The organism is Alphaproteobacteria bacterium, assembly GCA_037200005.1.
Lineage (GTDB): Bacteria > Pseudomonadota > Alphaproteobacteria > UBA9219 > RFNS01 > JBBCGY01.
In genome coordinates, this window is record JBBCGY010000001.1 from 448,836 (window position 1) to 475,260 (window position 26,425).

Annotated in this window: 27 protein-coding genes, 2 tRNA genes and 1 pseudogene; 9 read left to right on the forward strand and 21 right to left on the reverse strand. The window is 61.2% G+C overall.

Translation table 11 applies throughout. The annotated features are described in order from the left end of the window. Window positions 1-39 precede the first annotated feature (39 nt). From rplL to WDO70_02435, 3 genes are all read left to right on the forward strand, one after another. Window positions 40-414: a 50S ribosomal protein L7/L12 gene (gene rplL / locus WDO70_02425; protein MEJ0062069.1), complete on the forward strand. Its 375-nt coding sequence runs from the start codon at window positions 40-42 to the stop codon at window positions 412-414. Window positions 415-669: 255 nt separating this feature from the next. Next, window positions 670-1,179 carry a hypothetical protein gene (locus tag WDO70_02430; protein MEJ0062070.1) on the forward strand — a complete coding sequence of 170 codons (510 nt, stop codon included), beginning with the start codon at window positions 670-672 and terminating at the stop codon, window positions 1,177-1,179. 7 nt (window positions 1,180-1,186) lie between these two features. Beyond that, window positions 1,187-1,540 (forward strand): hypothetical protein, encoded by a 354-nt coding sequence (locus WDO70_02435; protein ID MEJ0062071.1) that lies wholly within the window; start codon window positions 1,187-1,189, stop codon window positions 1,538-1,540. 18 nt (window positions 1,541-1,558) lie between these two features. Here the strand turns inward: WDO70_02435 and WDO70_02440 are convergent. The 17 genes and pseudogenes from WDO70_02440 to WDO70_02520 all read right to left on the reverse strand — a co-directional run bounded on the left by WDO70_02440 (window position 1,559) and on the right by WDO70_02520 (window position 15,535). Further along, a pseudogene (locus tag WDO70_02440) lies at window positions 1,559-2,234 on the reverse strand (ABC transporter ATP-binding protein). Beyond that, window positions 2,227-3,471: a lipoprotein-releasing ABC transporter permease subunit gene (locus tag WDO70_02445; GenBank protein ID MEJ0062072.1), complete on the reverse strand. Its 1,245-nt coding sequence runs from the start codon at window positions 3,469-3,471 to the stop codon at window positions 2,227-2,229. Before WDO70_02445 ends, WDO70_02440 begins: the two are co-directional and overlap by 8 nt. Next, window positions 3,472-5,019 carry a proline--tRNA ligase gene (gene proS / locus WDO70_02450; protein ID MEJ0062073.1) on the reverse strand — a complete coding sequence of 516 codons (1,548 nt, stop codon included), beginning with the start codon at window positions 5,017-5,019 and terminating at the stop codon, window positions 3,472-3,474. Between the two features lie 45 nt (window positions 5,020-5,064). Further along, window positions 5,065-5,502 (reverse strand): hypothetical protein, encoded by a 438-nt coding sequence (locus WDO70_02455; protein MEJ0062074.1) that lies wholly within the window; start codon window positions 5,500-5,502, stop codon window positions 5,065-5,067. Then, window positions 5,499-5,867, reverse strand: coding sequence for a hypothetical protein (locus tag WDO70_02460; GenBank protein MEJ0062075.1), 369 nt, complete (start codon window positions 5,865-5,867; stop codon window positions 5,499-5,501). The genes WDO70_02455 and WDO70_02460 overlap by 4 nt, the downstream gene beginning before the upstream one ends. Before the next feature lie 9 nt (window positions 5,868-5,876). Beyond that, on the reverse strand, window positions 5,877-6,215 hold the full coding sequence (locus tag WDO70_02465; protein ID MEJ0062076.1) for a hypothetical protein: 339 nt from the start codon (window positions 6,213-6,215) through the stop codon (window positions 5,877-5,879). After that, window positions 6,212-6,550 carry a hypothetical protein gene (locus WDO70_02470; GenBank protein ID MEJ0062077.1) on the reverse strand — a complete coding sequence of 113 codons (339 nt, stop codon included), beginning with the start codon at window positions 6,548-6,550 and terminating at the stop codon, window positions 6,212-6,214. Before WDO70_02470 ends, WDO70_02465 begins: the two co-directional genes overlap by 4 nt. 103 nt (window positions 6,551-6,653) lie before the next feature. Then, a complete protein-coding gene (locus tag WDO70_02475; GenBank protein ID MEJ0062078.1) occupies window positions 6,654-6,995 on the reverse strand; it encodes a hypothetical protein in 342 nt (113 codons plus the stop codon). A 16-nt stretch (window positions 6,996-7,011) separates the two neighbouring features. Continuing rightward, window positions 7,012-7,422, reverse strand: a complete 411-nt coding sequence (locus tag WDO70_02480; protein ID MEJ0062079.1) for a hypothetical protein — start codon at window positions 7,420-7,422, stop codon at window positions 7,012-7,014. Then, entirely contained in the window at window positions 7,410-7,754 is a 345-nt protein-coding gene (locus tag WDO70_02485) for a hypothetical protein (protein ID MEJ0062080.1), read from the reverse strand. Before WDO70_02485 ends, WDO70_02480 begins: the two co-directional genes overlap by 13 nt. 22 nt (window positions 7,755-7,776) lie before the next feature. Continuing rightward, complete coding sequence (locus tag WDO70_02490) at window positions 7,777-8,094, reverse strand: hypothetical protein (GenBank protein ID MEJ0062081.1); 318 nt, start codon at window positions 8,092-8,094, stop codon at window positions 7,777-7,779. 73 nt (window positions 8,095-8,167) lie between these two features. After that, window positions 8,168-10,837: a valine--tRNA ligase gene (locus WDO70_02495; protein ID MEJ0062082.1), complete on the reverse strand. Its 2,670-nt coding sequence runs from the start codon at window positions 10,835-10,837 to the stop codon at window positions 8,168-8,170. After that, window positions 10,834-12,249: an argininosuccinate lyase gene (argH, locus tag WDO70_02500; protein ID MEJ0062083.1), complete on the reverse strand. Its 1,416-nt coding sequence runs from the start codon at window positions 12,247-12,249 to the stop codon at window positions 10,834-10,836. Before argH ends, WDO70_02495 begins: the two co-directional genes overlap by 4 nt. A 2-nt stretch (window positions 12,250-12,251) precedes the next feature. Then, window positions 12,252-12,806, reverse strand: a complete 555-nt coding sequence (locus WDO70_02505) for a DUF2497 domain-containing protein (GenBank protein MEJ0062084.1) — start codon at window positions 12,804-12,806, stop codon at window positions 12,252-12,254. A 71-nt stretch (window positions 12,807-12,877) separates the two neighbouring features. Beyond that, window positions 12,878-14,218 carry a TolC family outer membrane protein gene (locus WDO70_02510; protein ID MEJ0062085.1) on the reverse strand — a complete coding sequence of 447 codons (1,341 nt, stop codon included), beginning with the start codon at window positions 14,216-14,218 and terminating at the stop codon, window positions 12,878-12,880. After that, the gene (locus tag WDO70_02515; protein MEJ0062086.1) at window positions 14,218-14,556 is read right to left on the reverse strand and encodes a rhodanese-like domain-containing protein; all 339 of its coding nucleotides are present in this window, start codon (window positions 14,554-14,556) and stop codon (window positions 14,218-14,220) included. Before WDO70_02515 ends, WDO70_02510 begins: the two co-directional genes overlap by 1 nt. A 292-nt stretch (window positions 14,557-14,848) precedes the next feature. Beyond that, on the reverse strand, window positions 14,849-15,535 hold the full coding sequence (locus tag WDO70_02520; protein ID MEJ0062087.1) for a protein-L-isoaspartate O-methyltransferase: 687 nt from the start codon (window positions 15,533-15,535) through the stop codon (window positions 14,849-14,851). Window positions 15,536-15,713: 178 nt separating this feature from the next. Here WDO70_02520 and WDO70_02525 point away from each other — a divergent pair. The 4 genes from WDO70_02525 to WDO70_02540 all read left to right on the forward strand — a co-directional run bounded on the left by WDO70_02525 (window position 15,714) and on the right by WDO70_02540 (window position 19,131). After that, window positions 15,714-15,787 (forward strand) — tRNA-Cys (locus WDO70_02525). Between the two features lie 150 nt (window positions 15,788-15,937). After that, window positions 15,938-16,228: a hypothetical protein gene (locus WDO70_02530; protein MEJ0062088.1), complete on the forward strand. Its 291-nt coding sequence runs from the start codon at window positions 15,938-15,940 to the stop codon at window positions 16,226-16,228. Between the two features lie 58 nt (window positions 16,229-16,286). Next, window positions 16,287-18,899 carry a DotA/TraY family protein gene (locus WDO70_02535; GenBank protein MEJ0062089.1) on the forward strand — a complete coding sequence of 871 codons (2,613 nt, stop codon included), beginning with the start codon at window positions 16,287-16,289 and terminating at the stop codon, window positions 18,897-18,899. A 157-nt stretch (window positions 18,900-19,056) separates the two neighbouring features. Then, a tRNA-Thr gene (locus WDO70_02540) sits at window positions 19,057-19,131 on the forward strand. A gap of 127 nt (window positions 19,132-19,258) precedes the next feature. Here WDO70_02540 and WDO70_02545 read toward each other — a convergent pair. The 4 genes from WDO70_02545 to WDO70_02560 all read right to left on the reverse strand — a co-directional run bounded on the left by WDO70_02545 (window position 19,259) and on the right by WDO70_02560 (window position 23,102). Then, window positions 19,259-20,878 (reverse strand): hypothetical protein, encoded by a 1,620-nt coding sequence (locus WDO70_02545; protein MEJ0062090.1) that lies wholly within the window; start codon window positions 20,876-20,878, stop codon window positions 19,259-19,261. A gap of 1 nt (window position 20,879) precedes the next feature. Further along, window positions 20,880-21,917, reverse strand: coding sequence for an NAD(P)-dependent oxidoreductase (locus tag WDO70_02550; GenBank protein ID MEJ0062091.1), 1,038 nt, complete (start codon window positions 21,915-21,917; stop codon window positions 20,880-20,882). Beyond that, entirely contained in the window at window positions 21,914-22,528 is a 615-nt protein-coding gene (locus WDO70_02555; protein MEJ0062092.1) for a hypothetical protein, read from the reverse strand. The genes WDO70_02550 and WDO70_02555 overlap by 4 nt, the downstream gene beginning before the upstream one ends. A gap of 82 nt (window positions 22,529-22,610) precedes the next feature. After that, entirely contained in the window at window positions 22,611-23,102 is a 492-nt protein-coding gene (locus WDO70_02560; GenBank protein MEJ0062093.1) for a hypothetical protein, read from the reverse strand. Window positions 23,103-23,235: 133 nt separating this feature from the next. On the opposite strand from WDO70_02560, the gene WDO70_02565 reads away from it, so the two are divergent. Next, the gene (locus WDO70_02565; protein MEJ0062094.1) at window positions 23,236-23,625 is read left to right on the forward strand and encodes a DUF4115 domain-containing protein; all 390 of its coding nucleotides are present in this window, start codon (window positions 23,236-23,238) and stop codon (window positions 23,623-23,625) included. 337 nt (window positions 23,626-23,962) lie between these two features. Continuing rightward, window positions 23,963-26,389 (forward strand): DNA topoisomerase (ATP-hydrolyzing) subunit B, encoded by a 2,427-nt coding sequence (gene gyrB, locus WDO70_02570; GenBank protein MEJ0062095.1) that lies wholly within the window; start codon window positions 23,963-23,965, stop codon window positions 26,387-26,389. The last annotated feature ends 36 nt before the right edge of the window (window positions 26,390-26,425 follow it).

Genomic DNA, 26,425 nt, shown 5'->3' on the forward strand with positions numbered 1-26,425 from the left:
ATTATCGTCTCAACACACACGCAACGTAAGGAGAATATCATGTCGAAGCTGGAAAAAATCGTCGAAGACTTGTCCACCCTCACCGTCCTGGAAGCCGCGGAGCTGTCGAAGCTTCTGGAAGAAAAGTGGGGCGTCAGCGCGGCGGCTCCGGTTGCCGTCGCGGCGGCTGGCGGCGCGGCTGCCGGTCCGGCGGCGGAAGAGCAGACCGAGTTCACGCTCGTTCTTGCTGCCGCCGGCGACAAGAAGATCGAGGTCATCAAGGAAGTCCGCGCCATCACCAATCTCGGCCTCAAGGAAGCCAAGGACCTGGTCGAAGGCGCGCCGAAGACCGTCAAGGAAGCCCTCAGCAAGGCCGACGCCGAGAAGTTCAAGAAGCAGCTTGAAGCTGCCGGCGCGAAGGTTGAAGTGAAGTAAGGCGCTTCGTTGGCGAGCGGGATCGCTTGCGATCCCGCGAACCTACAAAAGCCCATGAATGTTCCCCCGGAACATTCAAACCCGGAAAAGTTCGTCCATTTATGGACGAACTTTATCCGGGATCCAGGCCATACCTGCCAAAATCATGGTTAACCGGACGTTTGCCACGTCCGGTTTTTCATTTTATGCGGCGTATTTTTTATTTTCATCTTTTTCTGGTATAACGAAACAACGGAAATTTTCAGAGAATTGGGCATGGCAAATTCGATTGGTTTTAGTTTGTACGAGAGCGCTCTCGGCTTGTCGGGCATGGTCTGCGGCGCCGGTGGGATACTCTACGGTCTGCTTGGGTCCGAGCATCATCCGGCCGAATGGGTCGTTGGCGGCGCGGTGGCGATTTATGCCGGCGTGAAGACGTTTCGCCAGGCGGGACGAGAGATAACTTCGCCCGAGTCGTCGCGTAGATCGCAAGCGCCATCCTCGCGGCACAGCGTTACCGCGCCTTCCAGCACGCCTTGGGTGAATTATGTCGCGCCAGACGGCACGACGTCCGTTCAGCCGCCCGCCAGCGGCCCCATGCCGCGCGAGCATATGGAACCCGGCGTTCGCTATGTCGGGCCCGATGGCGCGACTTACCGCAAGCACGATGCGCGGCCCATGGGCACGCCGGACTCCGTCCGCCCCCCAGAGGAGTCTCAGAGGCCAAGCTTTATCCTGAGCCAAGAAGAGCTCGCGCGGCGATTCACGAAATTAAATCAGGGGTGATGACAACATGAACGCCATTCCCGTCAGATATTCCCGCATCACCGATGTCGTCGGCGCGACCGTGGGTTGCACCGGGTTGGTCGGAACGGTCATCGCCGGATTTGCCTCGCCTGAAGGGGCCCATGCCGTCAATGATCTGATCACAACCGGGGCCGAGGTTACAGGCGCGGGTCTGGCGATTTTCCTGTTCGGTCGCGCCGCGCAGGCGATTGTCAATCATGTGAAGACTCCCGCGCAAAAACAGCCCGCCGCCGCGGCATCGCCGCCGGAATCCAATCTTAAGGGCCGGCTTCCAACTACGCCGGATTATGCCGCGGCCAAGGCGCGCCGCACGCCGCCTGTTCAATACAGGGTTCGCTGATTCCGGTTCTCTCGTAAATTATTCCAACCTGCCGTCCTTGAGCGCCACGGTGCGATCCATCTTCGCGGCGAGGTCGTAATTATGCGTCGCCATCAGCAGCGCGAGATTCTGCCCCGCGCGTCAATTCCTTGAGCATGTCGAACACATGCCCCGCCGTGGCGGGATCGAGATTGCCGGTCGGCTCGTCGGCGATCAGCAGGCGCGGGCGGTTGGCGAGGGCGCGGGCAATCGCGACGCGCTGCTGCTCGCCGCCCGATAACTGCCCGGGACGGTGGCTGCCGCGCGCGGCAAGGCCGACGAGGCTGAGCAGTTCATCCGCACGCTCGTTCGCCGCGCTTCGGTCCATGCCCGCGATCATCTGCGGCAGCACGATATTCTCCCGCGCCGAGAATTCCGGCAGCAGATGGTGCATCTGATAGACATAGCCGATATATTGCCGCCGCAGCGCGGTGCGGCGCGCATCGTCGGCGCGCGAAGCCTCGACGCCGCCGATGAAAATTTCGCCGCCGCCCGGCTGTTCGAGAAGTCCGGCGATATGCAGCAGCGTGGATTTCCCCGCGCCCGAAGGCCCGACCAGCGCGATCCGCTCGCCCGCGCGGACGGCAAGCTCGCAGCCGCGCAGGATGTCGAGCCTGCCGTCGCCCTGGCCGAAGCTTTTGGTCACGCCGCGAAGCTCGAGGGCGATGTCACTCATAGCGCAGCGCCTCGACCGGATCGAGTCTGGCGGCGCGCCATGCGGGATAGATGGTGGCGAGGAAAGACAGCGCCAGCGCCATGGCGACGACCTGGAACACTTCATGCCAGTCGATCACGGCGGGAAGCTGCGAGAGGTAGTAGAATTCGGCGGCGAACAGTTCCTTGCCGCTCAGGCGCTGGAAAAACTGCCGGATGCTTTCGATATTGAGCGCGACGAAGACGCCGAGCGCCGTACCGCTCGCGGTGCCGATAACGCCGATGCTGGAGCCGCTGAGGAAGAAAATCTTCATGATCGAGCCGCGCGTCGCGCCCATCGTGCGCAGGATGGCGATGCCGCGCCCCTTGTCCTTGACCAGCATGATCATGCTGGAGATGATGTTGAACGCCGCGACCAGGATGATCAGCGTCAGGATCAGGAACATCACGTTGCGCTCGACCTGCAGTGTGCTCATGAAACTGGCGTGGCGCTGCTGCCAGTCCTGGATGCGGGTACCGGGCCCGGCGGCTCCCATCACCATGGCGCGCAAATCTTTCAGATGGTGCGGGTCTTTTACGAAAATCTCGACCGAGGTCACGCTGTCTTCGAGGCGGTAGAAGCTCTGCGCCGCTTCCAGCGGCATGAAGACGAAATTATTGTCGTACTCATACATGCCGACATCGAACACCGCGGCGACCGGATAGGCGCGCAGCCTCGGCATGGAGCCGAACGCGCTTGAACGACTTAGCGGCGATATCAAGGTCAGCATGTCGCCGACATTGACGCCCAGGCGTTGCGCCATGCGGATGCCGATGGCGATCTTGTCGTCCTTGAAGTCGTCCAGCGATCCGGCGCTGATATGCCCGGCGATGGCGGGGCGCTTGCGTATGTCTTCGGGGCGCAGGCCGCGCACCATCACGCCGTTCGACGCGCCGCTCTGGGTCATCAGCGCCTGGCCCTCGATCATCGGGTCGGCGAGCGCGACGCCCGGCAGCTGCATGATCCGGGCCCGGATTGGCTCGTAATCCGCCAGCGGCCCGGCCTCGCCATAGATATAGACATGGCCGTTCAGGCCGAGAATGCGGTTGAACAATTCCTCGCGAAAGCCATTCATCACCGCCATGACGATAATCAGCGTCGCGACGCCGAGCGCGATGCCGAGCAGCGAGAACCAGGTGATGACGGAAATGAATCCCTCTTTCCGCCGCGCCCGAAGATATCGCCAGCCTACGAGACGTTCAAAGGGAGTGAAGATCATCTAATAGGCCCTTGCGAAAATCACGTCCTGTGTCGCGGGTTTGCCGGTCAGGACGCAGGTTCCGGTCTTACCGTCCTGGTCGAACGGGATGCAGCGCACCGTCACCCCCAGAGGGTCGAGCATGGCGAGCGAGGTCTCGCAGCCGCACCATTTGCCGCGCACGAAGCCCTGGCCGCCGGTGAAGCCGTTATCGCCCCCGCCGCTCTTGCCGAAATATTTTTCCAGTTCGGCGAAGCTTGTAACATCCGTGACGGTGCGGGTGTCGCGCAATGTTTTGGCCTCGGCGAATAGCGCCTGCTGGATTTCCGCAAGTTCCGCGCCGAGCTGCGACGAAAACTCATCCGCGCCGACAAAGCGTTTCTTGGCGGTCATCTGATCGCGGCGCACCACGGCGACCTGGCCGCCTTCCACGTCGCGCGGCCCAATCTCGAGAATCAGCGGCACGCCTTTGCGTATCCATTCCCAGCGTTTTTCCTGAGCGGCCATGTCGCGCTTGTCGATCTTGGCCCGCACCGGCAGGCTGTTGAAACTCTGCGCTTTCAGCGACGCCAGAACTTTTTCGGCATAGCCAAGAACGGCGTCGTGATCCGCGCCTTCGCGCAGGATGGGCACGATCACGATTTGCTGCGGGGCGATCGCAGGCGGCAGCCGCAACCCGTCATCGTCGGCATGGGCCATGATGATCGCGCCGATCAGGCGGGTCGAAACCCCCCATGACGTGGTATAGGCGTATTCGATCTCGCCCGCCTTGCTCTGAAACTTGATCTCGGACGCCTTGGAGAAATTCTGGCCGAGGTAATGCGAGGTTCCGGATTGCAGCGCGCGGCCGTCCTGCATCATCGCCTCGATGCAGTAAGTATTCACTGCGCCGGGAAAGCGTTCGTGCGGCGGTTTTTCGCCGACGACGACGGGCAGCGCCAGCACATTTTGCGCCACATCCTCATAGACGCGCAGCATCTGCTCGGTTTCCGCCCGCGCCTCGGCCTCGTCGGCATGGGCGGTATGGCCTTCCTGCCAGAGAAACTCCACGGTGCGCAGGAAAATGCGCGGGCGCAGTTCCCAGCGCACGACATTCGCCCATTGGTTCACCAGAATCGGCAGATCGCGATAGGATTGCACCCAGCCCGCGAAAGCCTCGCCGATCACGGTCTCGGAAGTCGGGCGCACGACGAGCGGTTCTTCCAGCGGCGCGTCGGGCGTCAGCACGCCGTCCTTCATCGTCAGGCGGTGATGAGTGACGACCGCCATCTCTTTCGCGAAGCCTTCGACATGCGCCGCTTCCTTCTGGATGTAGGACAGCGGAATGAAAAGCGGGAAATAGGCGTTCTCATGCCCCGTATCCTTGAAGCGCTTGTCGAGCGCTCCCTGGATCAATTCCCAGATGCCATAGCCCCAGGGCTTGATGACCATGCAGCCGCGCACGCCGGAAAACTCCGCCATGTCCGCGCCGCGAATGACCTTCTGATACCATTCGGCGTAGTTTTCCGCGCGCGTCGGGCTGATGGCGTGCTTGGGGGCTTTTTGCTGCGGGGCGGGCGAGGCGGTCATTCATGATCTCTGACAAGGGAAAACGATGCGTCAGAGTATATAGGCTCAGGGCTTTTGCTCAAGGCACAAAACGGCCAGATTTTCCTGCGCCTGACTGGTCAAAGGCTGGCCGTTATAAGTCACCTGATCGCCGGTGACCTCGATGGCGCCGAGGCGGACCTTGCTGGCGTCCAGCTTATTGTAGGGATAATCCTGGTTCGGCAGCCACTGGCGCAGGCCGGAATCGAGTTCGATGGCGATCGTCTCCGGCAGTTCGATTGGCGGCGTATCCTCAAGATCGGCGGGGGCGACCTTCTTGCCGTTGACATCCACGCCCGGCTGATAGGCGACGTCGGCTGACGGATGATGCTTGATCAAGGCGCGGCAGGCGGCGCGGGAGATAGTGACGGTCTGCGCGCCTTCCTTCTTTGCCGGTTCGGCGGCCTGGGCGTGCAAAGGGCAGAGCGCCCACGCGCAAATAATCGCGGCGGCGATTCGCATCATGGCGGCTTCGGCGACAGGCGGTTAATGGAGATCTCGGGTTCACAGGGGAAGCCCACGGGGCGTGTCGGCGCCTGATAGCATGCTACGCCGACATTGACGGCGTAACCCAGGCCTTCGCCTGCGATCGTGGCGGTAGTTCCTTGTCCCCTGACGCCTCCTGCATAAGGGGCATAAGGGAAAATACGCAAATTATCGTGCCCTTGACCATTGATCACGAGCCCATAGCCGAAATCGGGGTCATCGGCGGGCGTTCTTATCTGAGCGGCGCCCGATGCATATAAACTTACCGCTCCTGCGCCCAGAGCGGCAAAGGCGCCAATCGCACCGGCGGCAAGGGTGGTTCGCATGCTTTTAGTTAACGCCATGGCGGCCTCTCAAGGATCGAACAAAACAAGATGGGAAGAGCATGAGGGTTTTCCGGGACGCGCCGGGGCGACATTGATCGCGCAATCTCTGCGGAGCGCGCTGTAGGAGGATGGAGTCTGGAAGCTGATCCCAGTTTCGGTTCCCATGTCCCGGCTATCGGCCCAATCGAAAACGGAAAGATTATATCGGCGGTTGCCGGACAGATTCAGCGTAACGCCTTTGACATCATTGTCATTGGTAATACTGACGGCGCCCGACGCGCAGAGACCGACGACGCCCGCGCCAAGCGCGCTGGCCGCCGCGATGGCGCCGATGGCGAAGTTTCTTTTTGTCAGAATGGATGTCATCGCGCGAGCTTGAAGTTGAATTGCGGTTTGCAGCGGAAACCGCCGGGCCGCGCGGGTACGGGATCGCAATCCCAGCTGGCCCCGCTGTAAGCCCAGGGTGTTGACAGGCCTATGCCGGTCGACGTCTCGAATGTCAAAGGGGAAGTCTTGTCGGAGATCGACAGGCCGAATCTAGCATGGCCGGGCATCGTCACCGTGACGCCGTTCAAATAGGGATACTCGTAGGCATGCGCCTCGACTATGCCGGTCATGCACAATGCGGTGCCGCCTAGGGCCGTTCCCCCGATGACGGTTCCCGCGCCGATGGCAAGATTTCTTTTAGTAAGCCAGGACATGCAACCCATCCTCGATATCGACCGACAGCAATATCTTGTTAGAATAGCTCAAAATCGTGAAAATAATGACACAAAAATGATTTTCCGGGGGTGGCTTTTCTCATTAACGCTCCAGCCCGACGACAGGTTTGCAGGACAAACCATGACTTGGAGGACGGACGGGATCGCAGATAAAGCCTGTCCTGAAGCCGCGGGAAGACCAGTCATTGGAGGCGGACTCGGAAGAGCTGTAGGCGTTCATCCCGAACCAGTGGCTGCTGCCGTCGGTCTGGCGATAGAATTGAAGCTGGAGATTATGGCGCGGCCAGGCGACGCCTATATTGCTGACGCCCGGTTCCTCGTCGTTTTCGATATAAGGTTTCGCGCCCGCTATCCATATGGCGGCCGCGCCAACACCAAGCATGCTCGCTGCGATAGCGCCGACAGCAAGGTTGCGTTTGCTCATGAGCATGGGCAGACGCCTATGGATACTGAAATCCGCATACCCTTTTGGGTATGCTCGGCAGATGCCGGGGATTAAAGGGAGAATCGCATGTCGCGCCGATGCCGACGCCTCCGGTATTGACGAATTTGCCGCCGACATTCTTGATGTGGTCGACGCCTATGGCAAAATGCCGAACGGGTTCCGATCCCAGCGACGGGAAAGACATATAGGTTGTCCAGAATTGGTATCGCGTGCCGCCTGGACTGCCCAGGCTAAGACCGGCCTCGTGTATGCCGTCGTCATTGTCGTTCAAATTCATGCCGCCGTTTATATAATGGGTTTTCACGCCCACGGTAGCCGTAATAGCCATGGCGGTCAGCGCCGCGCCGGCGATGATGAAGCGGCGCGCGCGCGAGGATTTCGGGCTTTTTTCCGTCACAGCGTCCATGGCTGGCCTATCGACTGGGTGCGGGCGTGGGGCGCGCAATCGGAATAGACCGGCTTTGCCGGAGACGGCGTGCAGCGAAAGCCGATCGTCTTGAATATGGGCTGTCCCGCGGTCTGGATCGTCGCGCCGATGTCGATATATCGTCCCCGGCTGCCCGATCCGGCATTAACGAAAGAAAAGGTGGCGTAACGCTTCCCGGGCAAGGGGATGCGAAACTCATTGCTGACATTGTTGAGCGCGCCCGACGCGCAAAGATCGACCGCGCAAAGCCCCAATGCGGCAGAGACCGTCATAGCGCCGATGGCGAGATTGCGTTTGGTTAACAGTGTCATCGGGGCCTCTTCGCGGACTCGGTTATTTTATGAAAGGAATATGGGTCACGCAAGGCACGGATCTGGGGCGCATAGGAGAATAATCGCATTCCCGGCTCAGGAATAATCTGCGTCCCTTGGGGCCACTAACCCCCAGACCCCATTCCGTATAGGGCACCGAAGAGTTTTTAACGCTGAAGGCGGAAAGCCTGGATCCGGCCATTTCGACTGAAACGCTTGTTTCGATGGAATTGTTTCTGGTTTTGACGAGGTCGGGCAGGAAAGTCCGTGCGCTCCAGCCGATGGCGCCTATGCCCAGGATCGCGCCGAGGGCGAAATGAGTTTTCGTGATCCGCGACATACGGCCTTATCCAGAAAAATTGCTAATAAAACTATGTTTTGAACATAGCATAAAATCCTGAAAGTAATAATGCCTATCCGGCAACGGCGCGTTTCGCGGCCTCGAGCTTGGCGAGGGTGGCGCGGCTGTCGGCGAGGCGCTGGCGCTGTTCCTCGACGACTTCGGGCGGGGCCTTGGCGACGAAGTCGTCATTGGCGAGCTTGCCCGCCAGCTTGTCGATATCCTGGGCGAGCTTCTTGGATTCCTTTTCCAGGCGGGCGCGTTCCTGCGCGAAATCGATGACGCCCGCGAGCGGCAGAAAGATCGTCATCTGGCCGAGAACGATCTGCGCGGCGTTTTGCGGCGCGGCGGATACGTACTCGATTTTATCGACGCGGGCGAGGCGCTTGATCGTGGCTTCGTGCATCGCGAACCGTGCGCGGTTCGCGTCGCTCGCGCCCGTGGCCAGCAGCGCGACGAAAGCGCCCGGCGGCACGTTAAGTTCGCCGCGCACCGCGCGAATTTCGGAAATCAGTTTGATCAGCCAGGCGATATCTTCTCCGGCGTCATTGTCCTGCGCCTGGAGGGCGGGCAGGTCTTCGCGCATCAACATGCCGCCGGGCGCGACTAGGCTTTGCCACAGTTCTTCGGTGATGAAGGGCATGACGGGATGCAAAAGCTTCAGCATTTGCGCCAGCGCCCATGCCGCCGTTTTTTGCGTTTCGATTTTCGCGGGAGAGTCGTCGCCCTGCAAAATCGGCTTGGCGAGTTCCAGGTACCAGTCGCAGAAATCGTTCCAGACGAACTGATAAAGCGTCTGCGCGATCAGGTCGAAGCGGTGATCGGCGAAATGCGCATTCAAGGATTCCTGGGTCTGCCGGATTTTGTCCGCGATCCACTGATTAATTGATTGCTGCGCTTCGCGCGGTTCGAAGGTTGCGTCGAAGCCGCAGCCGTTCATCTCGCAAAACCGTGCGGCGTTCCACAGCTTGGTGGCGAAGTTCCGATAGCCTTCGATGCGGGCGGGCGACAGCTTGATGTCGCGGCCCGGCGTCGATAGCGCGGTCAGCGCGAAGCGCAGCGCGTCGCAGCCGTATTTGTCGATCATGTCGAGCGGGTCGATGACATTGCCCTTGCTCTTGGACATTTTCTGGCCCTTTTCGTCGCGGACCAGCGCGTGGATGTAAATCTTGCTGAACGGCACGTCCTGCATGAAATGCAGGCCCATCATCATCATCCGGGCGACCCAGAAAAAGATGATGTCGAAGCCCGTCACCAGAATGTCGGTCGGATAATAACGCGCGAGTTCTTTAGTCTGCTGCGGCCAGCCGAGCGTCGAGAACGGCCATAGCGCCGACGAAAACCAGGTGTCGAGAACGTCTTCGTCGCGTTTCAATTCGGCGGGTTTGCCGTAATGCGCGGTGGCTTGCTTACTTGCTTCCGCCTCGGTTTCAGCAACAAAAATTTTCCCGTCCGGCCCGTACCAGGCCGGAATCTGATGGCCCCACCAAAGCTGGCGCGAAATGCACCACGGCTCGATATCGCGCATCCAGGCATAATAAGTATTTTCCCAGCCCACCGGAACGAATTGCGTGTTGCCGCTCTCGACGGCCTTCAGCGCGGGCGCGGCCAGGGTTTTCGCGTCCACATACCATTGCTCGGACAGCCACGGCTCGATGACCACGCCGGAACGGTCGCCGTGCGGCACGGCATGCGTGATCGTCTCGATCTTATCGACGAGGCCGAGCGCTTCAAGGTCGGCGATGATGCGCTTGCGCGCCTCATAGCGGTCGAGCCCGCGATATTGCGGCGGACAGTTTTCATTCAATTGCGCGTGCTGGTCGAAGAGATTGATCAATCCGCCATTCATTTGTTTCTTGAAATAATCCTTGTCGCGGTGGCGCTGCCAGACCTCGAAATCGTTGAAATCATGCGCCGCCGTGATTTTGACCGCGCCGCTGCCTTTTTCCGGGTCGGGATAGGTATCGGCGATCACCGGAATCAGCCGGTCCGTCAGCGGCAGGCGGACGAGCTTGCCGACAAGATGCTTATAGCGTTCGTCGTCGGGATGCACCGCCACCGCGCCGTCGCCGAGCATGGTTTCGGGCCGCGTCGTGGCGATGCACAGAAATTGCTCCGGATCGTCCGCCAGCGGATAGCGGAAATGCCACATATGGCCCTTGATCTCGATTTGCTCGACTTCCAGATCGGAAACCGCGGTCAGCATTTTCGGGTCCCAATTGACCAGGCGCTTGTCTTTGTAGATCAGGCCCTGCTTATGCAGCGCCACGAACACCTTGTTGACGGCCTTGTTGAGGTCGGCGTCCATCGTGAAGCGCTCGCGCTTCCAGTCGGGCGAGGCGCCGAGGCGGCGCAGCTGGCGCGTGATCGTGCCGCCGGATTCCGCTTTCCATTCCCAGACTTTCTCCAGGAACTTTTCGCGGCCCATGTCGCGGCGCTGGATTTGCTGTTCCGCGAGCTGGCGCTCGACCACCATCTGCGTGGCGATGCCCGCATGATCGGTGCCCGGCTGCCACAGCACGTCGAACCCGGCCATGCGCTTGTAGCGCGCCAGAACGTCCTGCAGCGTGAAGGTCAGCGCATGGCCCATATGCAGGCTGCCGGTCACGTTCGGCGGCGGCATCATGATGCAGAATTTTTCCTTGGCGGAATCGGGGTCGCAGGCGAACGCGCCGGATTGCTCCCAGCGGTCGTAATGCTTCGCCTCGGTCGCGGCGGGATCGTAGGTTTTTTCGAGGGTCATGGGGCAACAGTCTTAAGCCAGCTTTCGGTTTCCGCAACGGCTATTTCGGCCTGATTGGTTTGCATGGCGACTTGCGCGGGGGCGGTGCCGCCCGCCGAGGTGCGGCGGCCGACGACATTATTCAAATCCATCGCCGCATAGACATCATCGGCGAAAGCGGCGCTGAATTTCTGCAACTCCGGCAGCGTCAATTCATGCAATTCCTTGCCCGCGTCGAGGCATAGCCGCACCAGCTTGCCTGCAATCTCATGCGCTGCGCGGAACGGCACGTTGCGCGCCGCCAGATAATCGGCGACATCGGTGGCATTGAGAAAGCCTTTCGACGCCGCCGCGTGCATGGCGTCGCGCTTGACCCGCAGGGTCGCCAGCATGCCGGTCAGGTGGAAAAGGGATTTTTGCACCGTATCGACGGAATCGAACAGACCTTCTTTGTCTTCCTGGAAGTCCTTGTTGTAAGCCAGCGGCGTGCCCTTGAGCACCGTCAACATGGCAATCAGCGCGCCATAAATTCTTCCGGTCTTGCCGCGCACGAGTTCCGCCAAATCGGGATTTTTCTTCTGCGGCATCATGCTGGAGCCGGTGCAGTATGAGTCTCCAAGGGCGATGAAGCCGAATTCGCCGGTCATCCACAAAATGATTTCCTCGCAAAAGCGCGACAGATGCGCCGCGACCAGGGCGTTCGCGGCCAGAAGCTCGACGGCGAAATCGCGGTCGCTGACGGCGTCCAGGCTGTTGGGATAAATGCCCTCGAAGCCAAGCTCGCGCGCGGTGGCCTCGCGGTCGATGGGAAATGTGGTGCCCGCGAGCGCGCCCGCGCCGAGCGGCGAGATATTGGCGCGCTTACGGCAATCCTGCATCCGCCCGATATCGCGCTGGAACATCCAGACATAGGCCAGCAGATGATGGCCGAACAAGACAGGCTGCGCGCGCTGCAGATGCGTGTAGCCGGGCATGACCGCGTCGCCCTGCTCGGCGGCGAGTTTCAGCAGCGCCTTTTGCATGCCAAGGAGCAGCCGCGCGGTCTCGGCGCAGGCTTCGCGCGCGAACATATGCATGTCGAGCGCGACCTGGTCGTTGCGGCTACGCGCGGTGTGCAGCTTGCCCGCCGCCGGGCCGATGCGCTCATGCAGCAGGCGCTCGATATTCATGTGGATGTCTTCGTCACCCCTGGCAAACTCAATCTTCCCCTCGGCTAAATCCGCCGCCAGCCCTTCCAGGCCCGCGATCAAAGCCGTCGATTCCTCTGCGGAAATAATGCCCTGCGCGCCGAGCATCCGCGCATGCGCGATGCTGCCGCGGATGTCGAACGCCGCCAGCCTTTGGTCGAAGCCTATGGAGTTCCAGAAGTCTTCCAGGGATTCGCTGGCGCTTTCCGAGAAACGCCCGGACCAGAGCTTCTTCCTATTGGACACGCTTAGTCTCTATGAAAGCGCGCGATGCGGTCGAGCTCGCGCTGCACCAGCCGCTCGACGGTGGCGGGAAGATTCTGGTCGAGCCATTCCTTGAGCAGCGGGCGCATGATTCCGGCGACCAGCCCTTCCAGCGTCTGCTGCCCGTCGCCGACATAGAGATTGGCGGGCAGCGACAGTTTTTCATTTTGCAGATGCTGCGCGAAATCGGCGAAAGCCGAAGCGCTGGCCGAGGCCGACGGCTCCGATATCAACGGCTCCGCCGTCTGCGCCGGTGGAGGGTCTTCGGCGGGCAATTTCTGGATTTCTGGAACCGGATCGGGCTCGGTCATGGCATTCTCTTCCACAGAGGGCTCTTCCATAGGGGGAGGCGCTGGTTCCGGATCGGGCAGGGGTTCCGGCTGCGGCTCTTCGACGACCTCGGTCAGGTCAAGAATATCATCGCTGTTGGCGGCTTGCGGCGGCGCGCCGTCTTTATCGGAAGCGATGATCTGGCGAATGGAGGCAAGAATCTCCTCCATCGTCGGTTCAGTCTGCTGGGTTTCTGCCTCTGCCGTCATAAGGCCCTAACGAATCGTTGCCTAGTTAAAAACGAGCAAGTTTAACGCTTTAAGGTAGCAATGCAACGCTCTTATTCGCCGCCTATGCCTATCCATTTGGCGGCATTGTCCTCATGGTATTCCTTGGGATCGTAGCGCGGGCCGGAAAGATTTAGACCTTCTGCCGTCAATTTGCCGATGGCGGCCAGGATTTGATAGGCGCCGACCACGGCGTCATGCTCCGCCCTGACCAGATTGACCTCGGCGGCGAAAGCGTCCTGTTCGGCGTCGAGCACGTCGAGCACGGTGCGGGTGCCGACCTTGGCCTCTTCCTGGGTGCCGGTCAGTGCGAGACGCGCGGTCTCCGCCTCGGTCTTGCGGGAATTGATGGCCGCGAGCGCCGTCTTATATTGCTGCCAGGCCTGGACGGCGCTCTCATGGGCGCGCCGTCTGATTTCCATATATTCGAGCTGCCGCTGGCTTCGGGTCTGCTTGGCCTGGCGGGTGCGGGAATATTCGGCCCCCGCCTGATAGAGCGGGATCGTCGCCTGGACGCCGACGGTGTAGCTGTCGGCTCTGCCGCCAAACGCCGCGGTCTGGTCGTAATCGCGCTCCGCGCTGCCGACCAGATTGATCTGGGGCAGGAGGCTGGCCAAATTGCTGTCCACGGTTTCGTCCGCGCCCTCGAAGGCGAAATGCGCCGCGATGACATCCGGATTGGCGGCTTCGGCGGTTTCTGCCGCCTCGTCGAGCGTTTGCGGCAGGGGCAGGTTGATGTCCGGCTTACGGATATCCTGCGGCGTATCGCCGATGACGCGCTGATAATTGGCCCGCGATTGCTCGGCGGCGCCTTCGGCCTGGATCCTGTCGGCCGTCGCGCGGGCGAGGCGGGATTCCGACTGGCTGACATCGGTGCGCGTGATCTCGCCGACCTTGAACCGGTCGCGCGACGCATCGAGCTGTTTCTGCAGCACCTGCTCGTTGTTTTTCGTGAGGCCGAGCACCGCTTCGTCGCGGTAGATGTTCATGTAGGCGGATACGGCGTCGAACAGAAGCGACTGTTCCTGCGATTGCAGCCCGGCGCGTGCGGCGTCGACGGCGCGCTTGGCGGCGCTGATTTCGGGAATCGTGCGCAGTCTCAGCAGCGGCTGGCTTAGCTGAACCCCGACGCCGCGCGGCTTCAGGGTCGTGCGGGTGCCCGAGAATACTTGCGCGCCATGGCTTGCGCCGGCGTTGCCCGTGATCGTGGGACGCCAGCCGGCATGGGCTTGCGCCACCTGTTCGTCGATGGCGCGCAGCTGCGCCTGCTGCGCCTGGAGCCGGGGGCTGCCCTGATAGGATTTGGCCAGCGCTTCGTCGAGCGTGTCGGCATGGGCCGCCGCGCTTCCGAGCAACAAAATCGCCGCCGTACTCAGCAGCAGGACATTTTTCATCAATAAGTCTCCATAGCCGGATCGATGCGCCGCGCCCAGGCGTCGATGCCGCCCGCGAGGTTGGCGACATCATTGAAACCGTTTTGCCGCAGCCATTGCGCCGCCCTCATGCTGCGCCCGCCGTGATGGCAGTTAACGACGATGCGTCCGTGCTTCGGCAGTTCGCCCGCGCGTTCCGCCAGGCTCGCCAGCGGAATATGCAGGCTGCCCGGAATGCGGCACAGCGCGACTTCATCATCTTGCCGCACGTCAAGGACGACGGGCGGATCGGATGCCGCCAGAAGATCGCGCAGGGCTTCGACCTCGATCTGCGGCACGGGTTGGGGGTCGGTGGTCATGAGGACAGCTCTCGCAGTTCAAGAGTTGGCAGGCCGCGCCCCGAAATCTCAGCCGGTGCGGTTGTGCCGCTAAGCCGCCTGCCAATTCTTGAGTTGCGATGACTATACTACGTCAACTTAAAAACCGTAACAAAGCCCTGTCGACTTTTTGTTTATTTCCAAAACGCTGCATGACAGATGCGGCGGGGCGTTGTTACGGTTTTTAAGCGGACTGACTATATATCTACTCAACCATTCCCGTCATAACAAGCAGGCACCGTCGCGAAACCGGCGGCGGCATTCTTAGAGTGGTCTACAAGGAAAATTTCTGCGGGGGTTCAAAAGAGGGAAGGTACTCGACATTGGCGTCGAATATTTCGTGGCGCGTGAGCGTAGTCTGGCCTTTGACGTAAAGACTCGCTTTGCCGACCTTGGCGACATCGCCGCTCGCCGTCACCACGGCGAGCATGCGGCCGCCATTGGCCAGTTGCAGTCCCCAGCTTTCGGGCATGCTGCCCAAGGCGCCGTGAACGAAAATGACGTCGAAGGGCGCATGATCCGGACAGCCCGCCTCGAAAGGCGTCTGAATGAAGGTGGCGGTGCGGCCAAGGCGGGTCAGGTTGGACTCCGCCGCGCTCAACAGCTCGGCATCGGCATCGATGGCGAAAACCGCGTTGCTCAGATAGGTCAGGATCGCCGTGCCGTAGCCCGTATTGCAGCCGATTTCGAGGACGCGATCCTGTGGCCGGATCGCGGCGGCTTGCAGCAATTTGCCCATGACCATCGGCTCGAACAGGAAACGCCCCGGCGCGACTTCGATGTCTTCGTCCATATAGGCGGCAAGGGCCAGGCGCTCGGGCACGAATATTTCGCGGGGCACGTCTCCGAACGCGGCAAGCACGGCTTCATCCGTGACCTGGTTCGGGCGCAGCTGGCTGTCGATCATATGCTGCCGCTGATCGGCGAAATCGAAGGGAAATGCTTCTGCTAACACTGTCATGATGTCTGCCCGTTTAGATGAGTTTAGGTTAATGAATGGTTATCATGATACGCCGTTTTTCAGCGTGTCACAATCTTTGTATAATCGCGCCTGGAGGCACGGTAATAACTTGATTGCAAAACGAAAACTGGCGACTTGACCATCATGCGCGGGTAAGCCTAATTTGACGCCCTTCCAAGGTGCGGTGGCAGAATGGCTATGTAGAGGACTGCAAATCCTCGTATGCCGGTTCGATTCCGGCCCGTACCTCCATTTTCCTGCCCCCTATTTCCCGAATGATTTTAACCTTAAGCCATTGTTAATTAGGCGTATGCGAAGCTGGATGCTCGCAGGCCGAGTGTTCCATTCCATGGTATTCCCCGCCTGAACAGGAAAGAAAACCGGGCTGACAGGGATAATTTCATGGCCGAAAGCATACAAGGAAACGGGCAAGGAAACAGGGGCAAGTTTCAAAATCTGCATCTCGCGCGCGGGCAAAACGTCATGCGCTCCCACGGCACGTTCGACGCCATCGTCCGTCTGGCGCGACCGGAATATCGCCCGTCTTACATGAAAATTCTCGGCCAGTTCTCTCCCGGCTTCATGCGCGCCGAGATCGATTATACCGCTTTTCCCGAAGCGACGGCCGACCGCGACGTTCTGGCGGTCGAGCTGCGCGCCTATCAGTCGCAGGCTCCGGCCGGGTTGCAATAAGTCATTGCATGAGGCGGAGCCGCTAGTCTTTAACTCCGCGCCAGCGCCCGTGACGCCCATGTTCCTGCCCGCTCTCCTTATCGCCGCGCTGCTTCTGCCCGCGCTTCCCGCCCATGCCGAGGGCATGTTCGAGCTGTCCGGCAAGCCGCTGGATCTGGCGCAGGCGGTCCTCGATTTTCTGTTCAAGGGCAAGACGGAATTTTTCGACAACGAGGCGGCGCGCGAACTCCATAACGCCCTTCGCGCCATCTTCGGCTATTACAGCGGCGCCGTGATGGTCGTGGCGGTGTTCATCGTCATCTATCATATGATCGTCATGGTCGGCGAAACCGCCCATTACGGCGTGCCGATGGGCAAGCGCGACAAGCAAATGTGGATGCCGGTGCGCCTCGTGCTGGCGCTGGGCCTGCTGGTGCCGATCGGCGGCTTCAACAGCGCCCAGTTTCTGATGATGCAAATGGCGCGCTGGGGATCGTCGCTGGCCAGCAATGCCTGGGATACGTTCGCCAATACCGGGCAGATCAGGAAACTGACGCTGCACGGTTCGGCGCTCGTCGATCCTACGGCCACGATCGCCAATCTCGTCGCCATAGGCATATGCGCCAAATCATACGAATTGGTCGATTCCACGCTGTCGGCCGACAAGCTGCAAGCCGTCGTCGTTAAAGATAATTTCTTCAGGATAAAAGAAGAAAAAGGCCAGCCGGTTTCGCGCACCCTGTACCAGACTTATCTCGGCGCGACCCCGGCCATTCCTGTCGATTGCGGCAGCGTGACGTGGCTGGAGCGCCCTGCGGCGCTTGAAAATACGGCCATCGGAAAGCTGTCGGGGCTATTCTCGCGGGCCCATCTGGAATCGATCCATGCCGTCGAAGAGCGCGCGTTCGATCTCGGCGGCAGGCTGGCGCTCGGATCGCTGGGCGTCTATGTCAGCGCCCCGGTCGGCGTCGTCGAGGCCTTCGCCGGTCTCGTCGGCGACTACCGGACGCATTTCGTCGCCGCGCTGCAAACCGGCGGCGTCGATGTCAATCGCCGTTACGGTTTCAGCGTCGTCAGCCAGGATGAAGTCACCCTGCCGGGAACGTATGGATGGCTCGCCGCCGGGGCCACCTTTCAGAAATTCGCGTTGACCGACACCGGGCTGATGACTCCGGAATTGGCCGCGCCGGTCGTAAGCTTTACCTATCCGTCCCATGCCGGAGCCAGCGACCGGGCGACGGCGCAAATCGCCCGCGCCTTGTCTTTCACGCGGCTTTTGCTTGCGCGCTACGATTCCAACGAAGCGGCCAGCATCTGGTTTAATCCCGACATCGATCACGGCAAGGGGCCGTTCAAGCAAGCGCTCGCGCTCACGGCGGCCGTCCTGGCCCATGACGCGCAGGAGGACGGCAGCCGCCAGATTCTCGACTCCGGCATCGACGCGGAAAAAACCGGAAATCCGGGCGTCTTTCAGCCCATCGCGATGGGGTTCCGTTCGCTCGATCTGGCCGACAGATTTTTAGCCGCCGCCGAATGGTCGCCGCGCGCCAGCGGCTCCACCTTCGGCCCGGCGCTGCTGTTCGCCGATATGGCCAAAGCGGTCGCCGAGGCTTTTTACGCCATCAGCTCCCGCTCCGATGCCATGCAATTGCCGCTCCCGCCGGTCATAGACCATATTGACCGCCCCGCCGATTTCGCCCGTTATCTTCTGGTGGCGATCGCCGCCGCGCTGCTGATTCCCGGCCTGCTGCTGGTTTTCGTCCTGCCGCTCATACCGCTGGTCAAATTCGCCATCGGCGGCGTCATATGGCTGATCGCCATCGTCCAGGGACTGGCGGCGGCGCCGATCTGGGCCATGACTTTCCTCTCGCTGCGCGGCGACGATCTGATGCCGCAAACCTCGCGGCTCGGCCTCGCCCTGATTTTTAATATTTTCCTGCGCCCGATCCTGATGATCGTCGGCTTCATCGCCGCCATCATGCTGATGCATGTCGGGTTCGGCGTGCTGCAGACGGCGCTGCAGATTTTTTCGTATGACGGTCTGCAATCCAGCCACAGTCTCTACTCGCTCGGCTCGCTAGCGCTGCTGATCGCCAACCTGACGCTCAGCTTCGGGCTTGCCAATGCCAGCATGAAATGCATCGACCTGTTGCCGGAGATGACCTTGCGCTGGCTGGGGTCCGGGGCGCTGGGCACCGGGGCCGGAGGTGAGGAAGGGGCGGGAGCTTCTCAGGCGGGCGCCAGCGGAACCGCCGCCGCCACGGCCGCCGCGGCGGAAAGCGGCGCCAACGGCAATGGAACGGGAGCCGGAGGAGCCTCCGGCGGCGCGGGGGGAGGCGGCGAGGCAGGCGGAGGCCAGCAGCTATGGCAGAGAAAATTGCTGTCCGTTCTCGAAAATCTGGCGGGCCAGAGCGATAGAAGCAGCGGCAAAACGGGCCAGCTTAATCCCAGCATGTTCCCGCAAATGCCGGATAAAGCCGATTTGCTGACGACGAATAAACCCCCCAGCCTGGGCACGGCATCGATCGTAACGGTAGGAACCGGCAAGCCCGGCAATGACGGCAAGGCGGCGCAGCCCGGCGCGCAACCGGGCGCCATGCGCCATCTCGGTCATACCGATCGGCGCGAGCCGACGGCGAAATTGCCCGCCGAAACCATCATCGAACCCAAGGGGCCGGAGGATAAAAGCTAGGCGCGATTCTCGTGGACGCTGAGCGTGACAGCGGCGGCTATGTTGGTTATTCTGCGCCTCATGCTGGTTTAGCTCAGGGGTAGAGCAACCGCCCCGCGCGCGAAAGCGCGCAAACTTTATTATGCAAGGCAGTTGCGGTAAGTTATTCGTTGGATATGCCGGTTTAGCTCAGGGGTAGAGCAACCGCCTTGTAAGCGGTAGGTCGTGAGTTCAAATCCCACAACCGGCACCACGCTTCGCCCTTACGGGCTACGCGTGGCGCAGCCGCGCTTAGACCGTTAGGGCGAAGCAGTGCCCGGCGTAGTTCCGCGTAGCGGAACATAGACGGGCTGGTTCGACATGAACTTCTCTGCCTTCGTTCACTTCTCCGGCGATTTCGCGACGGGGATCGCTTCAAAAACTCTCCATGTCGCCAGGCCCGGCATGATCTCTTCGATCCTCGCCCGGTTGCCGAAAGCGGTCTGCATCGACGCCCGGCTGCATAAGCGGCCTGCGCAGATATTGTATAATCTCCGCTTCGTGGCTGCCGAGAGGTCGAGCAGCGCCGCCGCCTCTCCTGGAAGGATCGGCAGCGGTCTTTGGTCTTCGGCCATGTAAGGCTCGGTATAGGTGACGAGCTGATTTTTCGGCCCGTACAGCGCCTGGATATAGTAACCGCCCCATGAGGCGAAATTGACGATCGATCCCGACGCCGAATCCTCGGCATTGAAACGGGCGAAGATCGCATCCTTGTCGCGCGCCGATTCGGGGTTGACCGGCATCTGGGTCAGGAAAAGCGCGCAGGCGAGATTGAGCGCGCAGAAAAATCCGGCGGCGGCAAGCATGGCGGGCGGTTTGAGCCGCGCCAGCGCATCGTTGAGCAGCGCCAGCAGCGGCACCCATAAAAATATGAAATGATGGCCCGCCGAACTGTTGGGCGTGAGCAGCAGGCATAGCGCTCCCGCGCCGAACGACAGTGCCAGTAAAAGCGCGCGGCAGCCGTCCTTATCCCTGTTTTTCCATGCGACGGTTAAGCAAAAAGCCATGAAAGAAAAAATTCCCGCCTGAAGCAGCATGGGGAACGCTTCCGCCGCGTCGAGGACAAAATATTTATGGGCGAAGAACGGCCAGAACAGCATGGCCTGGGCGAAAGCGCCAAGCCGGCCGGCGAAAGGAACCGGACTCCCCTCCGCTATTTTCATCAACCATTCGAGATAGGTATTTCCCGCCGTGTTCGTCGACAGCAGCCAGAACATGATCCCGGCGAAAGCCAGCGCGAGAAAAGACGCGATGGGCGCGCGCGCCGTTTCCAGCCTGCGCGTCAAGCCTCTTAAGTCGCGTTCGGCATCGCCGCCGTTTCCGTCCCCGGCGGCAAAGGCCAGGCAGAACAAGATGAAGGACGGCAGCAGGAACAGGAAGAAAATCTTCTCCTCCACCCCGAGAAAGACCAGCAGCGCCAGCAGCGCCGCATAGCCGTGGCGCGGCAGCGGCGGGCCGGACCGCATCATCCGTCTGAACAAAAGCGCGCCGAGCGGGAAAACCAGCGTCGCGAAACTCACCGGCCCGGTATCATGGACGAACTGGATCGTGAACGGGAAGAATGCCAGCGTCAGCGCAAGGCTCAATCGCGGATTGACGGCCAGCCTAGCGAGCAGAAACGCGAAGCCGCCCAGAAAAGCCAGCCCGAACCCATATTGCCCGGCGGGCGAGTGGAAAAGAAAATAAACCGGCGCGTAAAGGACGGAATGAAAAATCCCGACATAGAATTCCGAACGCGTCACGTAAAAGCCCAGCGGCGTCGTCAGATCGTGCCGGGCGTTGCAGGCCTCGCGGAAGACATGCTGGGGCGCGAACGGATAATCGAAGCAGGCCAGGACGTGATAAATCCCGGCTTCGTCCATGTTCATCGGCACGAAAAAGACCGCGAAGCCCGCCAGCAGGACAAAGGCGGCGGCGCACAGCCCCATCGCGAAACGTTCGGCTTCTTTTGCGGCGTTCATGTCAGCTCAACCATTTCAGCAGGCGTATGATCCCCATCTTGGCGCTTCTTCGGTGCGCCGAAACGCCGGTGCGGCGATTGATCTCGCCGCGATTCGCCGCATAATAACGGTAAGCGAGCCACAACATGTCCTCATTCGTCAATGTCGGTTGCCAGCCGAGGGCGGCCTTGATCTTGCCGGTCGCGAAGACGAAATCCTCGGCGATCATCTTGTATTGGTACGGCCCCAGCGGCGAAAGACCGAGATGATAGGCGGCGCGCATGGCAAGCAGCGTCGGCGCGCGCGGCAGCGAGGCCACCCGCGCGCCGGTTCCCGCGCGCTCGATGACATGCTGGTAAACTTCGCGGAAGGATTTGACGTCGTCCGACCCGACATGGAACAGATCGGAGGCTCCGGCGCTGGCGCAGAGCAGGCAGGCATCGGCCAGGTCCTTGGCATAGATGAACTGATAGCGATTGCGTCCGCCGCCGACGACCCAGACCTTGCGGCCCTCCAAGATGAAATCGAACAGGATCGTCAATAACCCCAGCCGCCCTTCGTCGAGGATGGTGGGACAGCGGAGGATCGCGACATTCATGCTGCCGCGATAGCTCTCCAGGATTTTCTCGCCCTCCCATTTGGAGCGTCCGTAAATCTCCACCGGCGCGGGCGGATCGCTTTCTTCCACCGGCTTGCCGAGATTATGACCCCACAGGCAATTGCTGGAGGTGAAAACCAGATTCTTCGTTCCATGTTTCCGGGCGCTGTCGGCGACAACGCGCGTGCCTTCGACATTGCTGCGCCAGAGAAAATCCTTGTCGCGGGCGACATGCGCGAGAATCGCGGCGCAGTGATAGACCGTCTCGAAACGGTGCTTCGCGAACAGGCTTTCCATCATGCCGCGGTCGGTGATATCGCCGCGCAGGGCGATCAGGCTGGGATGAGACGTGCCGTCCGGCTCCAGATCGACGCTCACGACCTGCTGGCCCTCGCGCAGCAGCCGGTCTTTCAGAACGCCGCCGAAGAAGCCTGCGCCGCCGGTGACGAGAACCGCGCTCATGGCGTTTCCTTCCGGGGGACGCCGGCATCGACGGCGCGGATATTCCGGCGCGAGACGTTGAAGGTTTCGGCTATGGCGGTATGGGCTTCATAAAAGAATCTGCCCCTGGCGGTGAGGATATAGCGTCCGTCTTTCTCGACGATGTTGCCGGTGATCAATTGCTCGTGAAGCCGTTTTTTGACCGCTTCGTCGCCGTCCACATAGCCGCGCAGGAAACTTTCCTCGAGGCCGCCCAGCGGAATGCCATCCTCTCCGGCCTGCGCCACCGCGCTGATGATATAGACCGAGATCGAGCGGTCGATGACGACGGGGATGGTGACGATAAAGCTGTAAGCGAGCAGCGCGAAACAGGCGATCGCCGTGAATTGCGTCTCGAACCGCGCGCCCGCGCCCAGCCAGCCGCGCAAGCCGGCTAGCCGCCGCATGAGAAGCGGCGCCAGGAACGCGAAAAGCGCCGTGGCCGCGGCCACGGCCTTGATCCCGTCATAGAAAACCACGACGTCGCCGTCGATCTGCCGCCACAGCGCGTATAAGATTATGAAGGCGAGGAAATAGGCCATGCAGAACAAGATGCTTGCGGCGGCGTAATCCCGGCGGTTTCTGGTCATCATGGGTTCTGCGATTCGGGGGCAGGCGTGAGACTGCGGATTCTGTACCATGGCCTCGTCAAGAGGGGCAACTAGGGTCCCAAGCCTAGATTGGCCGCATGTCCGGTTGCGAAAGCGCGCCGCCTGGCCTATGGTTCTCGCCTGACAATGAGGTGGAATCATGTCGCGGCATCGGCGGCGTCAAAACACGCATAAGGCTTTCTCGGAGGCTGCGGCAACGACCGTTCCGGCGGCGGGCGCCGCGCGTTCGCAGCAGCCCAAGCAGCAAAAACAGCAGGAGCGGCCGCTTCGCGTCGGCGAGCGGCTGCGCATGGAGCGGGAAAGAACCAGCCTTGAGCTTCACGACATCGCGGAGCATTTGCGGATCAGGCCTGAATTCCTTCATGCGCTCGAGCAAGGGCAATATAACGATCTGCCCGCGCAGGCTTATATCGTCGGATTCTTGCGCAGCTACGCCCAATATCTCGGCCTGGACAGCGCCGCGGTGCTTGCCGAATATCGCCGCGAGGCGGCGGGGAAACCGCATGCGCCGCTTCTGTCGATGCCCCAGCCTTTGCCGGAAGGGCAGACGCCGCATGTCCTGATTATCATCGGCGGGCTTATTTTAGCGGTGGGCGATCTATGCCGGATGGTATTTTTCGGTCGCCCGCGACCGCGCCGTCATCACTCCGGCGGTTCCCGGTCTGAGCAAATCGGAAGCCGCTCCGGCCATGACGCTTTTGCCGGGTTCCCGCCTCGCGCCCGCCCCGCCGCCGCAAACTGCCGCCGCCAGCGCCGCGCCGCCTCCGGCCGCGTCCGCCGTCACCGCTCCGGCGGGCCACGCCTATGGCGCGACCGATCGCGCGGCCCGGCTTGTTGTCAAAGCCGAGCGCGAAAGCTGGGTGACGATCTCGGACGCGCAGGGCAATGTGGTTTTCAGCCATATGCTGGAGCCGGGCGATACCTATCTGGTGCCCGACGGGGCGGCGCTCGATCTGACAACCGGCAATGCCGGCAGCATCACGCTCAGCCTCGACGGAAAAGACCTGCCGAAGCTCGGCGGCCAAGGGCAGGTGATGCGCAATGTGCGGCTCGATCCGGCGGCGCTCAAAAAGCAATAAAACCACAGATATTTCAAATGCTTGGCTATAAAATAATGCTTGGTGCCGGGGCGCGGATGGGGTAGGTTAAGACGATTCTAAAATCTAAGGAGGCTTTCATGGCGAAAAGAAGAGAAAATCAGATCTTATCGCAGTTCGTCGATGCGCTTAATGAGTTCGGCCCCCAATCTCCGCAAGTGAAGGAATTCCATGAAGGCTATGCGAGACACCCCCGGCTTCCGGACCGGTTCACAAGCGCTATCGAGATACAGCAGGGGTTTCAGTCTGGAGAGTTAAAGCTTTAAGGCCGTATTTTCGGTCATGGAAAATGATTTAGTGAATTGAGATTGTCGCCTGCATGTCCCAACCAGTTCCCACTGCCCTGTCCGAAGATTACGGTTCAGATTCCATCACCGTGTTGCGCGGGCTCGAAGCCGTCCGCAAGCGGCCCGGCATGTATATCGGCGACACCGATGACGGCTCGGGCCTGCATCACATGGTCTATGAAGTCGTCGACAACGCGGTCGACGAAGCGCTCGCGGGGCATTGCACCAAGGTCGAAGTGACGCTGAATGCCGACGGCTCTTGCACTGTGCGCGATGACGGGCGCGGCATTCCCGTGGACATCCACGCCGAGGAAGGCGTGTCGGCGGCCCAGGTGGTGATGACGCAGCTCCATGCCGGCGGCAAGTTCAACCAGAATTCCTATAAGGTTTCCGGCGGCCTGCATGGCGTCGGCGTATCGGTCGTCAACGCGCTGTCGGAACGGCTCGATCTGCGCATCTGGCGGCAGGGCAGCGAATGGGCCATGCGCTTCAAGGACGGCGAAGCCGAAGCGCCGCTGAAACCCGTGGCGAAGAGCGACAAGCGCGGCACCGAGGTGACGTTTCTGCCGTCGCGCGTGACCTTCACCAAGACCGAATTCGATTTTGCCACGCTCGAACACAGGCTGCGCGAGCTTGCGTTTCTGAATTCCGGCGTTTTGCTGGTGCTGGCCGACCGGCGCGGCGTCGAGCCGAAAGCGGTGGAGATGAAATATGACGGCGGGCTGATCGAATTCGCCAAATATCTCGACCGCGCCAAGACTCCGGTTTCGTCGACGCTGAACGGCAGCAAGCAGGAGGGCGGCATCACCGTCGAATTCGCGCTGCAATGGAACGATTCCTATCACGAGAACATGCTGTGCTTCACCAACAACATTCCGCAGCGCGACGGCGGCACGCATCTCGCCGGCTTCCGCGCCGCGCTGACGCGTTGCGTGAACGGTTATGCGGAAAGCAGCGGCATTGCCAAGAAGGAAAAGATCACGCTGACCGGCGAAGACGCGCGCGAGGGCATGACCTGCGTGCTGTCGGTCAAGGTGCCGGACCCGAAATTCTCGTCGCAGACCAAGGACAAGCTGGTTTCGTCCGAGGTGCAGCCGGTGGTCGCCACCGCGGTGGCCGATATCCTGAACACCTGGTTCGAGGAGCATCCCGCCGAAGCGAAAAAGATCGTTGGCAAGGTCGTCGAGGCCGCCGCCGCGCGCGAAGCCGCGCGCAAGGCGCGCGAGATGACGCGGCGCAAGGGCGCGCTCGATCCGTCCTCGCTGCCCGGCAAGCTGGCGGACTGCCAGGAACGCGATCCGGCGAAATCGGAAATCTTCATCGTCGAGGGCGATTCGGCGGGCGGCTCGGCCAAGCAGGGCCGCGCGCGCCAGTTCCAGGCGATCCTGCCGCTGCGCGGCAAAATATTGAACGTGGAGCGCGCGCGCTTCGACAAGATGCTGTCGTCGGCGGAAATCGGCACGCTGATCACGGCGATCGGCGCGGGCATCGGCCGCGAGGAGTTCGATCCGGCGAAGGCGCGCTATCACAAGATCATCATCATGACCGACGCCGATGTCGACGGCAGCCATATCCGCACGCTGCTGCTGACCTTCTTCTTCCGGCAGATGCCGGAACTGATCGAGCGCGGCTATCTCTATATCGCGCAGCCGCCGCTTTACCGCATCAAGCGCGGCAATGCCGCCCGCTATCTCAAGGACGACCGCGCGCTGGAGCATTATCTGACTCAGTCCGGAATCGAGGATGTGACGCTCACGTTGCATGACGGAACCGTATGGACGGGAGACAGGCTCGAGCGCATGGTCGATCAGGCGCGGACGGTCAAGTCCTTGATCGCCGGGCTGAACCGCAAGATCGGCAACGCGGCGGCCATCGAGCAGGCGGCCATCGCCGGAATTCTGTCGGTCGAAAATATCCGCACGCAGCAGCAGGCGGAAGAAGCCGCGCGCTATCTCGCCAAGAGGCTCGACACCGTGTCGCCTCCGCTGGAGCGCGGCTGGCAGGGCGAGGCGGGCGCCGACTTGAATATTTCCTTGCGCCGCACCCGGCGGGGCGTGACCCATGAGCACAAATTCGACGCCGATTTCCTGGGCGCCGCCGAGGCGCGCAAGCTCGACGCCATGGCCGGACAGCTTCAGGAATGGTTCGGCGCCGCCGCGCAATTGAAGCATAAAGACAAGATCATGCCGGTCACCGGCCCCATCGCGCTGGCCGACAAAGTCATGGAGCTCGGGCGGCACGGCGCGGCGATCCAGCGCTATAAAGGTCTCGGCGAAATGAATCCCGATCAGCTATGGGAAACCACGCTCGATCCCGCGCACCGCTCGCTGCTGCAGGTTAAGGTGCAGCATGCCGACGAAGCGGAGCAGATTTTCTCCACGCTGATGGGCGATGTCGTCGAGCCGCGCCGCCTGTTCATCCAGGAGAACGCGCTGAACGCGACGAATATCGACGCCTAACCCTGGCAAACCCGTTCTTGTGTGCCTGACTTTCAA